The organism is Serratia sp. JKS000199, from assembly GCF_900215455.1.
GTDB lineage: Bacteria > Pseudomonadota > Gammaproteobacteria > Enterobacterales > Enterobacteriaceae > Serratia > Serratia ureilytica.
In genome coordinates this window covers 291,454-304,188 of the sequence record NZ_LT907843.1, presented here as the reverse complement: position 1 = coordinate 304,188, position 12,735 = coordinate 291,454, and the positions used below count along the sequence as shown (strand labels likewise).

At 62.9% G+C, this 12,735-nt stretch carries 12 protein-coding genes; 2 read left to right on the top strand and 10 right to left on the bottom strand.

The genetic code is table 11. The features are described 5' to 3' along the window. Positions 1–178: 178 nt before the first annotated feature. On the top strand, positions 179–1,027 hold the full coding sequence (gene licT / locus CPH57_RS01520) for a BglG family transcription antiterminator LicT (protein ID WP_033642044.1): 849 nt from the start codon (positions 179–181) through the stop codon (positions 1,025–1,027). Here licT and CPH57_RS01515 read toward each other — a convergent pair. From CPH57_RS01515 to mak, 3 genes are all read right to left on the bottom strand, one after another. After that, positions 1,024–1,410, bottom strand: a complete 387-nt coding sequence (locus CPH57_RS01515; protein ID WP_015376820.1) for a type II toxin-antitoxin system VapC family toxin — start codon at positions 1,408–1,410, stop codon at positions 1,024–1,026. The two genes, licT and CPH57_RS01515, sit on opposite strands and share 4 nt — an antisense overlap. Continuing rightward, entirely contained in the window at positions 1,407–1,640 is a 234-nt protein-coding gene (locus CPH57_RS01510; protein WP_004940455.1) for a type II toxin-antitoxin system Phd/YefM family antitoxin, read from the bottom strand. The genes CPH57_RS01515 and CPH57_RS01510 overlap by 4 nt, the downstream gene beginning before the upstream one ends. A 102-nt stretch (positions 1,641–1,742) precedes the next feature. Further along, positions 1,743–2,657, bottom strand: coding sequence for a fructokinase (gene mak, locus CPH57_RS01505; RefSeq protein WP_046688346.1), 915 nt, complete (start codon positions 2,655–2,657; stop codon positions 1,743–1,745). A gap of 216 nt (positions 2,658–2,873) precedes the next feature. On the opposite strand from mak, the gene rdgC reads away from it, so the two are divergent. Continuing rightward, positions 2,874–3,785 (top strand): recombination-associated protein RdgC, encoded by a 912-nt coding sequence (rdgC, locus tag CPH57_RS01500; RefSeq protein WP_004940461.1) that lies wholly within the window; start codon positions 2,874–2,876, stop codon positions 3,783–3,785. Between the two features lie 65 nt (positions 3,786–3,850). Here rdgC and ppnP read toward each other — a convergent pair whose 3' ends face one another. The 7 genes from ppnP to CPH57_RS01465 all read right to left on the bottom strand — a co-directional run bounded on the left by ppnP (position 3,851) and on the right by CPH57_RS01465 (position 12,720). Next, entirely contained in the window at positions 3,851–4,141 is a 291-nt protein-coding gene (gene ppnP, locus CPH57_RS01495; RefSeq protein WP_004940463.1) for a pyrimidine/purine nucleoside phosphorylase, read from the bottom strand. A gap of 151 nt (positions 4,142–4,292) precedes the next feature. Further along, positions 4,293–5,084, bottom strand: coding sequence for an energy transducer TonB (locus CPH57_RS01490; protein WP_046688345.1), 792 nt, complete (start codon positions 5,082–5,084; stop codon positions 4,293–4,295). A 2-nt stretch (positions 5,085–5,086) separates the two neighbouring features. Continuing rightward, positions 5,087–6,418 carry an HlyD family type I secretion periplasmic adaptor subunit gene (locus CPH57_RS01485; RefSeq protein ID WP_096241947.1) on the bottom strand — a complete coding sequence of 444 codons (1,332 nt, stop codon included), beginning with the start codon at positions 6,416–6,418 and terminating at the stop codon, positions 5,087–5,089. After that, a complete protein-coding gene (locus CPH57_RS01480; RefSeq protein WP_096241946.1) occupies positions 6,415–8,193 on the bottom strand; it encodes a type I secretion system permease/ATPase in 1,779 nt (592 codons plus the stop codon). Before CPH57_RS01480 ends, CPH57_RS01485 begins: the two co-directional genes overlap by 4 nt. Positions 8,194–8,265: 72 nt before the next feature. Then, on the bottom strand, positions 8,266–8,832 hold the full coding sequence (locus CPH57_RS01475) for a heme acquisition protein HasA (RefSeq protein WP_033642038.1): 567 nt from the start codon (positions 8,830–8,832) through the stop codon (positions 8,266–8,268). A gap of 78 nt (positions 8,833–8,910) precedes the next feature. After that, a complete protein-coding gene (locus CPH57_RS01470; protein ID WP_046688343.1) occupies positions 8,911–11,610 on the bottom strand; it encodes a TonB-dependent receptor in 2,700 nt (899 codons plus the stop codon). Between the two features lie 156 nt (positions 11,611–11,766). Then, on the bottom strand, positions 11,767–12,720 hold the full coding sequence (locus CPH57_RS01465; RefSeq protein ID WP_096241945.1) for a FecR domain-containing protein: 954 nt from the start codon (positions 12,718–12,720) through the stop codon (positions 11,767–11,769). Positions 12,721–12,735 lie beyond the last annotated feature (15 nt).

The window sequence follows — 12,735 nt, the reverse complement described above, 5'->3', positions numbered from 1 at the left end:
GCGTTGAGCCGCGGCGGGCACGGGTTATTATGCCAGCATAACAGGATTGTTACTGTATCCCCTCCGCCGCTCAGGCCGCAGGGCAGAAAGATAAAATACAGGCAAAACCTGACGCCCGGGATCGCTTCCGGGCGTCAGGTTTTTTCGTTTTCAGGATGCTGAAACACCGGGAAAAACCATGAAAATCGCTAAAATACTCAATAATAACGTGGTGATTACGCTGGACGACCGTCAGGCAGAGACGGTGGTGATGGGAAAAGGAATCGGCTTTAAAAAGAAGCCCGGCGATACGCTGGACGAAAGCCTGATCGAAAAGGTCTTCACCCATAACGGCGGAGAAATCGCCGAGCGCTATAAAGAGCTGCTCGCCGAGATCCCATTGGCCTGCGTCACCACCGCCGACAGGATTATTACCCTTGCCCGCGAACGGCTGCCGGGCAAGTTGCATAACATCGTCTACATCACGCTGACCGATCACATCCACTTCGCCCTGCAGCGCCATGCGCAAGGGCTGGATATCAAGAATGCGCTGCTGTGGGAGATTAAAAAACTCTATCCGGCCGAATTCGCCGTCGGGCTGGAGGCGCTGGCCCTGATCGCACAGCGGCTGGATACCGTGTTGCCGGAGGACGAAGCCGGATTTATCGCCCTGCACCTGGTCAACGCTCAGCTTAACGACGAGATGCACAACACGCTGCACATTACCCGCGTGATGCAAGAGATCCTCAACCTGGTCAAGTACCATTTCCGCTTTGATTACAACGAGGAATCCCTGAGCTACCACCGGTTCGTCACCCACTTGAAATTTTTCGCCCAACGGCTGCTGGGGAAAAACTACGTCGACAGCGACGACGATTCGCTGTATCAGGTGGTGAAAGAGAAGTACCCCGAGTCATTCGCCTGCGCCGGTAAGATCAACCGCCACATCGAAAAGCACTATCAGCATCAGCTCACCACGGAAGAGATGATGTTTCTGACCATTCATATCGAACGGGTGCGCAGCGAAAGCGAGGAAAAGCCGGCTTAACGGCGGGCGTCCGCCACCCGCACGCCGTACTGCGGAAACACCGCGTCGGCGGAGATCAGCGTCAGCCCCTCGGCCTGCGCCTGTGCGATCAGCATGCGATCGAAAGGATCTTGATGATGGGGCGGCAGCTGCCCGGCCTGTTGGCAGTGAAAGGCGTCCATCGGCAAAGACAGAAAATCCTCGGCCTCGATGATCGCAAAGATGTCTTCCGGCAGCGCCAGTTTGCCCAGCGCCTGCTTGATCGAGATCTCCCAAATGCTGGCCGCGCTGACGTACACCGCATTGCCGGGATCGGCGATCTGCCTTTTGGCGTTCGCGCCCAGGCAGGCGTCATCAATCAGCCACCACAGCAACGCGTGGGTATCCAGCAGCAAGCGCTTCATTCATCGCCCTCAAACAACGCCGCAATGGCCGCATCCCCGGCGTTGAAATCCGCCGGCACGGTGAACCTGCCCTTGGCGGCGCCAGGGCGGCGCGCTTCCCCCTTGATGGCGACCAGCTGTACGTACGGCTTCCCTGCTTTTGCAATAATCACGGTTTCTCCCTCCGCGGCTCTGTCCGCCAACTGGCTCAGATTGGATTTGGCTTCGTGCATATTGGCCTGAATCGGCATACGCGTCCTCCTTAGCTAAGTTAGCTAAAGCATAAAGCGCCGTCCAGTTTTTGTACAGGAAAGGGTTTAAAGCGCGAGCAGCCTCGCGCTTTGTTGCAACGCTTAGCGCTGCTGTTGCGGCCACAGCCAGGCCGCACCGCGCACGCCGCTGGAGTCGCCGTGAACGGCCTTGCGGATCGGCGTTTCACACTCGCCGCCGAACACCCAGCCTTTCACCAGTTGCGGCACCGTGCGATACAGACGATCCACGTTGCTCATACCGCCGCCGAGCACCACCACATCCGGATCCAGCATGTTGATCACGTGCGCCAGCGATTTCGCCAGCCGCATTTCGTAGCGGCCAATCGCCTGCTCCGCCAACGCATCGCCCCGCTCGCTCAGCGCCATGATCTCATGCCCTTGCAGCGCATTGCCGCTCAGGCGCGCATAGTCGGTGGCGAAACCGGTGCCGGAAACAAAGGTTTCGATGCAACCCGGCTTGCCGCAGTAACACGGCACTTCGCGGGCGTAACGCAGCTCATCGTCATCCTGCCACGGCAGCGGATTGTGCCCCCATTCACCGGCGATGCCGTTGCCGCCGGCATGCGCCTGGCCGTTCAGCGCCACGCCGGCGCCGCAGCCGGTGCCGATGATAACCGCAAACACGGTTTTCGCGCCGGCGCCGGCGCCATCGGTGGCTTCCGACACCGCCAGACAGTTGGCATCGTTGGCGATGCGCACCTCTCGCGTCAGCAGCGCAGACAGATCCTCGTCCAGCGGTTGGCCGTTGAGCCACACCGAGTTGGCGTTTTTCACCCGCCCGGTAAACGGCGACAGCGTGCCGGGAATGCCGATCCCGACCGATCCCCGTTCGCCGGTATGATCCTCGGCCAGTTTCACCAGCCCGGCGATCGCCGCCAGAGTTTGCCGGTAGTCATGGCGCGGCGTGGCGATACGATGGCGAAACAGCTCCCGCCCGTCGTCCGCCAACGCAATCACTTCAATTTTCGTTCCACCCAAATCGATGCCAATGCGCACGTATTTTTCTCCTCGATGCCGCGCAGCGTTGCCACAGCCTAATGTAAGCGCGCGAATGAATCACCTGTTTCCCACCCTCCGTCCCGTCCTTTCTCGCTGCGTAAAGCGACGCAATTCAGAGAGAATGGGGCGATTTTTCAGCGTCAATTCGTTATCATGCCGCCCTGCTTTTGACGAATCAGCGTGCCGAACGCACGCCCAGCCTGGGATAACATTATGCTGTGGTTTAAGAATTTGATGGTTTACCGTTTGAGCCGCGAAGTGGCGCTAAACGCGGATGAAATGGAAAAACAACTCAGCGCGTTCGCCTTCACGCCGTGCGGCAGCCAGGACATGGCGAAGACCGGCTGGGTCTCCCCGATGGGCTCGCACAGCGATGCGCTGACGCACGCGGTCAACGGTCAGATCGTCATCTGCGCGCGCAAAGAAGAGAAAATCCTGCCGTCGCCGGTCATCAAGCAAGAGCTGCAGGCCAAGATTGAGCGCCTGGAGGCGGAACAACACCGCAAACTGAAGAAGACCGAGAAAGACGCGCTGAAGGACGAAGTGCTGCACAGCCTGCTGCCGCGCGCATTCAGCCGCTTCAACCAGACCTTCATGTGGATCGACACCGTCAACGATCTGATCATGGTCGATGCCGCCAGCGCCAAACGCGCCGAAGATACGCTGGCGCTGCTGCGCAAGAGCCTCGGCTCGCTGCCGGTGGTGCCGCTGACCATGGAAAGCCCGATCGAACTGACGCTGACCGAATGGGTGCGTTCCGGCGAGATGCCGGCCGGCTTCGCCATTCAGGATGAAGCGGAACTGAAAGCGATTCTGGAAGAAGGCGGCGTGATCCGCTGCAAGAAACAGAATCTGATCAGCGACGAAATCGCGGTGCACATCGAAGCCGGCAAGCTGGTAACCAAGCTGGCGGTGGATTGGCAGGAGCGCATTCAGCTGATGCTGTCGGACGACGGCTCGCTCAAGCGCCTGAAGTTCGCCGACACGCTGCGCGAGCAGAACGACGATATAGATCGTGATGACTTCGCCCAGCGCTTTGACGCCGACTTTATCCTGATGACCAGCGAGCTGGCGGCGTTGATCAAAAACACCATCGAAGCGCTCGGCGGCGAAGCCCAGCGTTAATCCCGCCTCAGAAACGACCAGGGCCCAGCATCCGCTGAGCCCTGCGTTCCCCTAACGAACAAAATTTATTTGCTCAGATAGCGGCACAGATAGGCGGTCGCGTCGGCCACCTGCAGGTTGAACTCGCTGTGCCCCGGCACGAAGAACTTCTCGCCCGGCGTAAACACCTGCCAGTCCGGCGCCCCCGGCAGCAGCACTTTCAGCGCCCCGGTGATCACCGTCATTTCTTCCGGCTGCGCGGTGGAGAAGGTGTATTCGCCCTCTTCCATCACGCCCACGCTGGTAAGACCGATGCTGCTACTGTCAAAACCGATAGACTTCACTTTTCCGGCAAAATACTCATTCACTTTCAGCATAGACTGGCACCCGCGTAATCATCTTGATGGAAAATCCATATTGGGGGATTGCGGTTGATCTGTCACTGGTTTTTCGCGCGAAATGCGATCGCGGCGCAGAGGCAAAGGTTTCCGTGCGTCACGCTCAGGCCATCGCCATGAAACCACCGCGTCAAAAACCCACGCCGCGTAAACTGAAATCGATCGGCAACGTCAACTCCACCGTGCCGTTGACGTAAGCGTCCGCCGGCGGCGTCGGCAGCGGCGAAGCGCGCTTGACCAGCGCCTGGATTTCACGATCCAGCGACGGCAGCCCGGCGCTGCTGACCAGCGTTACCGCCAGCACATGGCCCTGCCTGTCCAACGTAAAACGCACCTGCCCGACGCCCTGGCGCTTCAGCCGCAATGCGTCTTTGGGGTAACGCTTAAAGCGATTAAGGCGGCTGTTGATGCGGCTGCGCCAGCTATCCTCTCCTGTCTGCGCATAGGGCATCAGGCGGGTTTGCGGCGCGGCCGTTTTATCCGCCCGGCCCGGCGGCGGCGCGCCGGCGCTTTGCTCCTGAACCTTCGGCGGCGCGATCGTTTTCTCCTGCGGCGGCGTGCGCGACAGGTTTTTTTTCTTCACCGGCTTGGGCGGTTTTTTCTGCTTCGGCGGTACGGCGATGTTCGGCCGTACGGCTTCAGGCACCTTCACCGTCGGCAAGGGTTCCGGCGGTGCCGGCGGTTCAACCTGAGGCGGCGGCGTCCTTTGTCCCGGCGGTTGTTTTACCTCGGCCGGGGCCTGCGGTGCGGCGGCCATCAGCACCATGACCGCCGGCGGTGGCACCCACGGCGGCGCGGCCTTGTCTCGCCAGGGCCAGAGCAGCGCCGCGGCCAGCAGATGCAGCGTCAGCACCAGCACCAGGCAGCGGCGCCAGGGCATGGCGGCACCGGGTGCGGCGAAAGGCAGCGACGAAACCGACATGCTCACTCTTCCGTCAGCGCCAGATGAAGGCGATCGGTCAGCGGTTTGAACAGGTAGTTCATCATCGAACGCTCGCCGGTGCGGATGAAGCCTTCGACCGGCATCCCCGGGCGGATCTCCAACCCGTTCAGGCGTTGCAGCCCCGCTTCGCTGACCTTGGCGCGCACGCTGTAATAGGGCGCGCCGCTTTTCTCGTCGGTCAGGCGATCGGCCCCGACCAGCGTCACCTCGCCCTCGACGCGCGGCGTGGTGCTTTGGTTAAACGCCGAGAACAACAGCTCGACCGGCAATCCCACCTGCACCTTGTCGATCAGCTCGACCGGGATACGCGCGTCCACCTGCAGCCCCCGATCGCTGGGCACGATCTCCATCAGCTGCTGACCGGCGCCGATCACGCCGCCTTCGGTGAACACGCTCAGCCCCACCACGGTGCCCGCCACCGGCGCTTTCACCTGCGTATGGCCCAGATCGGCCTCCGCCTTGGCCAGGCGGTTATCCAGTTCGTCCAGCTTCATCCGCACCTCGGCCAGCTGGCTGCTGACCTCTTTCTGATACTCTTCCCGCCGCTGGATCGCCCGCAGCTTCAGCTCCAGGATCTGGCGCCCCAGGCGGCCGATATTGCCGGTATCCTCGGATGCCTGGCCGTCAATCTGCGCATACTGTCCTTCCAGATCCAACAGCCGGTTGCGCGCCACATACCCCTGCGCCGCCAGCTTGCGCATGCCGCCCAGCTGCTCCTGCAACATGGCCTTTTGCCGCTGTTTGCTGGCGTAAGACTGCCGGATCCCCTCCAGCATCGCCTGCGATCCGGCGATGCTCTCCGCGATCGCCGCCAGCTCGCTCTGCAACGCCGCACGGCGGCTGGTGAACAGCTGCTGTTGCAACAGCATCAACGACATCACCTCCGGCTCCTCCCGCCGCGCTTGCAGCAATGCCGGGAAAGCGATCGCCTGCAGGCCGTCGCGCTCGGCCTGCAGCCGCGCCCGCTGCGCGGCGTTGCTCAACTGCTGGCTGCGCAGCGCATCGCGCTGGGTGCGGCTGTCGACGGTATCCATCAGCAGCAGCACCTGCCCGGCGTGAACCCGGTCGCCTTCATGCACCTGAATTTGCGACACCACGCCGCCGCTCGGGTGCTGTACCGCCTTGCGGTTACCGGCCACCACCACGCTGCCGGAGACCGGTACGCCTTTGTCCAGCGGCGCCAACAGCCCCCACAGCAGGAAACCGCCAAACCCCAACAGCACCAGCCAGCCGCCGAGCCGCAGATGGCGCCCTTCGTCGAACTGCCGGGAAAGGGCGTCGATATCGCCGGGGATCACACTCTGATTGCTCATACTTTTCGTTCACCGCTGGCCGTTTTGGCAAAGTTGGCGTAGTTGACGTTGAAGCCACCGCTGCTGCGGCCGACGTTGGCCGGTACGGCAGCGGGCGCAAAACCAGGCAACTTTTTCAGGATGGCGTCACTGGGGCCGAAGTGCTGCACCTGGCCAGCGGCCAGCACCAGCAATTTGTCGGTGGTCGCCAGGATCGCCGGTTTGTGAGTCACTAACACGATGGTGGTGCCGCGCGCCTTCAACGCTTCGATCGCCCGCTGCAGCGCCTCTTCCCCTTCACGATCGAGGTTGGCATTCGGTTCATCCAGCACTACCAACGCCGGAGAACCGTACAGCGCGCGCGCCAGCGCCACGCGCTGACGCTGGCCGCCGGACAGGCCGCTGCCGCCCTCACCCAGCTCAGTTTCATACCCTTTGGGCAAATGCAGTATCAATTGGTGCACGCCGGCCAGCGCGGCGGCGGCCACCACCTTCTCGGCGTCAACCTGGCCAAAGCGGGCGATGTTTTCCGTCAGGGTACCGGCGAACAGCTGGATATCCTGTGGCAAATAGCCGATATGCGGCCCCAGCTGCTGTTTATCCCACTGCCGGATATCCGCGCCGTCCAGCCGCACGTCGCCGCTGAGCGGCGTCAACGCGCCGACCAGTTGGCGCATCAGCAGCGTTTTGCCGGAGCCGGATGCGCCAATGACGCCCAGTACCTCACCGGCCTCCAGACGAAAACTGACGCCGTGCAATACCGGTGCGCTCCCGCCGGGCGCGCTGGCGGCCAGCTGATTCACGGTCAAGGTGCCATTGGGGGCCGGCAGCGGCAGGCTCGCCGCCTGCGGCGGGTTGGCGGCCAGCATCACCTCCAGCCGCTGCAGGGACTGGCGCGCCGACGACCACTGCTTCCAGGCGCCGATCAGCTGATCGATCGGCCCCAGCACCCTGCCGATCAGGATCGATCCGGCGATCATCATGCCCGGCGTAATGTCGCCGTTGACCGCCAGCAGCGCGCCGCAGCCCAACATCAGCGACTGCAGCGCCAGCCGCACGGTTTTCGACCAGGCGGTGACGGCGGCGATTTTCTCGCTGGCGCGGTTCTGCAACAGCAGGAACTGCTGATGCTGCCGCAACCAACGCAGGCGCAAGTCGGTCAGCATCCCCATGGCGGCAATGGCTTCGGCGTTGCGCAGGTTGCCGTTGGCCTGCTGCGTGGCGCTCAGCGCGACCCGGCCGGCCTCTGCGAGCGGCGCCTGCGACACCCGCTGGTTGAGCCAGGCCAGCAGCACCAGCACGATTACCCCGGCGCTGGCCAACGCGCCAAGCCAGGGGTGGAGCAGAAACACCACCAGCAGATAAACCGGGAACCAGGGCGCATCGAAGAACGCAAACAGCGCATTGCCGGTGGCGAACTGGCGCAGGTTGGTCAGATCGTTCAGCGCCTGTCCCGCCAGCGGGTTGCCGGTTTTCAGATTGGTTTCGAAGGCGGCGTCGTAGACCCGCTGATTCAGGCGCATATCCATCTGGGCGCCGAGGCGGATCACCACCTGACTGCGGACCCACTCCAGCAGCCCCATAAACAGGTAAAGGCCGACCACCATCAGGGTCAGCATCGCCAGCGTCATGCGGTTGCCCGACGGCAACACGCGATCGTAGACCTGCAGCATGTACAGCGCCGGGGCCAGCATCAGCAGGTTGATCACCGCGGTAAACAGCGCGATGCCCCAAAATCCGCGCCGGTATGCGGCCAGCACGCACATCACTTCTCCGCGCCTGACGGCGTTTTTCATGGCGTTTTCCATCGGCTAAAAACGAGAAAATGCCCGCCGGGGCGCGCGGCGCCGGCGGGCAAACGGCCGCGATCAGGCCGCCAGCAGTTCCGGGCTGTCGGCATGCTGCACGCCCACCGCCGTCGCCGCCGCCACCTGATCGAAGGTGGAATTGACGCTCAGGCCGTAGTCGTCGAGGATGCCGTTCAGCGCGGTTTCCAGCGCGCCGGTATCGCCGGACATCAGGCCGTACACCACCTGGTGCACCACGCCATCGTGGCCCTGCGCCTGCAGGCTGCTGAGGTTCAGGCCGCCGAAGCTGACGTCAGGCACCTGGATGTTGTACGGCGTGGAGCCGCCGCCGTTCAGGCCGTCGCCGAACGACAGCGAATCCAGCTGGCCGTACAGGGTGTGCGCCGGGGCATTGAACAAGGTGTAGGTCAGGTTGCCGCCCGCCACGAACGAGGTAACGTTGTTGGCGGTGCTGGTCACGGCGTATTGGCTGCCGGACAGGCTGCCGCCATAGAAGCCGCCGCTGTTGGAGTCGGTGACGTTACCGTTGGTGTGGTTGATATCGCCAAATGACGACGCCCACTCGTTCAGATAGTTATGGATGCTGTAGCTGCCGAAGCTGCTGTCATAGTTGACTGAAAATGCCATTTCTCTATCTCCATTGATGAATGGCGCCCCTTGCGAGGCCGCCCTTGTGCTCAAGAATGAGCAACGCCCTTTTACTGCTTAAAAACGGTATTCCACCCCGCCCTGCACGGTGCGGCCGCGCCCCAGCGTGTTGGCCAGCGTCTCGCCGTAGCTGACGACGTAGGCGCGGTTGGTCAGGTTCTCCACCGAGCCGCGCAGCGTCAGGCTGTCGGTCAGCTTGTAGCTGGCATACAGATCGAACAGGGTGTACTTCGGCCAGTCGGCCAGGTACGGGTAGTTGGACGGCACCGAACTGTCCTGATAGCCCGGCGCGAAGCGCACGGTCACCCCGGCGTCCAGCTTGCGATCGAAAGCGCGGCCGCCCAGCGTGACCGAGCCGCGATCGCCCGGCAGATAGGCGGCAGTGCCGAACTGCGAGCCCCCGTCGCACGTGACGGCATCATTGGACGCGGCATCCGGTTCAACATAGAAGTTGCCGCGGCGCGAACCGTCGCCATAGCGCAGGCGTCCTCCCAGCCAGGCTTTGTTCGAGCAGAACTCGTTTTTGCCGATCATGTGGGTGTAGGTCAGATCGGCGTAGAACACCCCGGCGTCATAGTTGAGCTGGTACTCCAGCCCGCGGAAGCGGGTTTTCGACAGGTTGTTGACGTAAGCGGCATTGCCGATGCTCGGCTGCACCAGCCCCGGTTTATTGCGGTCTATCGCCAGGTTGATGTAGTTATCCACTTTGGTGTCGAAGTAGGCCACCTTGGCCACCAGCCGATCGCCCTCAAACCACAGATCCGGCTGCTGCACGTTGAACCCGACTTCCCAGGCGCGCGAGCGCTCGGGCTGCAGAAACGGGTTGGGGTATTGCGTGGAGGAGCCGTGCGCACTGCCGTTGGTCAGCGTTTCGGTGATCGCCGGCGGCCGCCAGGATTTGCCGTAGGTGGAATACAGCTCCAGCCACTCCACGCCGGGACGCACCGCCACCGCCAGCGTCGGCGACAGCTTGCCCTGATCGCGATCCACGTCCCAATCTTCGCGGGTGGTGGTTGAACAGCCGGTCAGACGCAGCGCTTTGCAAGGATTGTCAATCGTGTAGCGTTGCCCATCCTTGGCCAAATCCGGATAGCTCAGGCCGGTCTGGCCGCGCAGGCGATAGCGGTCGTAACGCAGCCCGCCCTCCAACGTCAGCCAGCCGTCGTAGTCGTAGGTCAGGTTGGCGAACAGGCTGGCGACCGAACGGTTGCCGGCCGGCGTCACCCCTTCCATGCCCTGACGAGAAGAGTCGCTGGTCGCCTTGTCGTAATAGAACTCCAACCCGTAGTTGGCGCGGAAGTCATGCCCCGGCGCCAGGCTGAAGCGCGAGGTGTTTTGCGCCTGCGCGCCATAGGTACGCAGCCGGGTACGCGTCGCGTAGCCGTTGTCCAGCAGCGAGCTGGTGCTGTAGGTGTCGCTGTCGTCCTGAGTATCGACGTAATACAGCTTGGCCTGAAAATCGAGCCAGTCGACGCCTTCCGGCGCCAGGCTGTAATCAAACGCCGCGTTGCGCGCCATCACGTCGCTGTAACCGGTGCGCTTCCAGCCCAGTTCATAGGGTGGGCGAGTGCCCAGGTTGGTCAGCGTGCCGGCGATCGGCGACGCAGTCTGGGTCTGCAGATAGCTCAGCTGCAGGCGCTGATTGGCGGGCAGATTCCAGCCCACCTTGGCCAGCCGCGAGTGCATGCGGTAATTTGTGTCGGGGATTTTGTTGTTCTTGATGCTCTCGGCGTAGCGATCGTAATTGCCGGTGTCATTATTGATACGAATGTTACCGATATCGCCCTTGTTGCCGGGCCAATAGTCGCCGAGGTGGCGTTCGCTGGCGGCCAGCAGGATATCGCCGGTTTCGTTGCCCAATGCCAGTATGCTGCTGCCGATGAAGTGGGTGCCGTTATCGCCGGTGCTGGCGTGCAGCTTGCCGCCCAGCTCTTTGCCCGGCGCCAGGAAATCGCTCGCGCTGACGGTATTGAAGGTGGCGATGCCGCCGAGCGTGCCGGCGCTGCCCATGCCGCCGGTGGTGCCCTTGTCGATGGTCACGCCGGACAGCAGTTCGGAATCGATGTACATGGTGCCATTACGCTGGCCATGGCCGCTCTTTTGAAAATTCTGCCGCATGCCGTCGATGTTCATGTTCACCCGGCCATAGTCTTGTATGCCGCGGATGTTGACCGACAGCGCCGGATCTTGCTGGCTGACGCTGGAATAGGCCCCCGTAGTCTGCTCCAGAATATCGGCCGCGTGCCGCGCCGGGCGGTTGTCCATCTGTTCGCGGCTGATGACGCTGACCGAGCGCGGTTCGTCGTAAACCCAATCGTTGGCGTTGATGCCGCCGGCGCCCAGCACCGTCAGGCTGTCCAGCGCCAGCGCGCCACCGTCGCCGTTTGCCGCTGGCAACCGGCTCAATACGATCTGCCCCTGCGGCTGCAGGCGGAAAGCCACCGGATTGTTGCCAATCAAGCGCCGCAGGCCCTGTTCAACGCTCATGCTGCCGTTCAGCGCCGCCGCCTGCATGCCGTCGAGCTTCACCTCGTCGAAAAATACCTGCATATCGGCCTGCTCGGCGAAGCGCAACATGGCGCTCTGCAGCGGCTGCGCCGCAATGTTGAAATTCTTTTGCTGTGCGGCCTGCGCGCTGCTCGCATCAGCCTGGGCGGCGAGCGCTACCGCCGGCTGAGTCAGCATCATCGCCGCCAGCGCGGCGCGTACCGCCGTGGCCAATCGGCCGGCCGGCGTGGTTCCCTTGTGAATAAACATGCGTGTGTGTTCCACCCGAAAGAATGCCAAAATAAGTGATAATGGAAATCAATCTCGTTTAAACATAAGGACGTTCCGGGAGGCAAAAACCCGTAAAGATTTTTTACAGAAAGTGAAAATAGCGGCGAAACGGGCATCCCGGCCCGCCTTTGCCGCTCAGTAAAGCAGCGTGATGCCGGGGAGATTCAGCTGGCGGGCGGAGAGTTCCTGACGAATGGCGCCGACGCCGTCGTCGAGTTTATTGAGCGCGAACACACCGCTCACCGTGCGCGTTCTTAGCGCAGGATTGACCGCCACGATGCGGGTCTCGCGATAGCGATTGAGCTGCGCGAGCGCCTGCGTCAGCGGTTGGCGGTCGATCACCAGCCAGCCGCGTCGCCAGGCGTCATCACCGGCCGTTTGCCTCGTCAGCCACAGCAGGCCGCTGCGGTAATGCGCCGCCTGACGTTGCGCGACCACCAGCGAGCGCTCGCCGCGCTCGAGCGTCACCCGCACGCTGTGCTGATGCACGCTGACGTCGACGCCCTGTTCAGTGCGCGCCACGCTGAACTCGGTGCCCAGCGCCTGAGTGACGCCGTTTTTCGCCTCCACCCTGAACGGGCGGCTTTCCGCCCCGCCCAACGGCGCGACGATAAAATAGGCGGCGCCGCTCAGCAGCCGCACCTTGCGCTCGTCTGCGGAATACGCCAGCGCGATCGCGCTGCCGCTGTCCAGCGCCACCCGGCTGCCGTCCGGCAATGCTACTTCGCGCACCTCACCGCGAACGGTTTGATAATCGGCCTGCAGGCCGATCCACAGATCCGGCCCGCGATAAACGCCGAAGGAAACGGCGATCGCCACCGCAGCCGCCACCGCCCAGCGGGGCCATCGATGGCGAGAGGGCGTTTTCAGCGCCGCCACCTGCGGCTGTAGCGCCTGCCGCTGCTCTGGCGGCAGCTGCCCCAGCGTCGCCCAAAGCAGGCGAGCCTGACGCAGCGCCGCCGGATGCTGCGGATCATCGGCCAGCCAGGCGTCCAGCGCTTGCCGCCGATCGTCGGGCAGCGCCCCTTCGGCCAGGCATACGGCCCAGGCCGCCGCCTGCTGTCGCACCTGTGCGGTTAGCGGTTTCATGATGACGTAGACCCC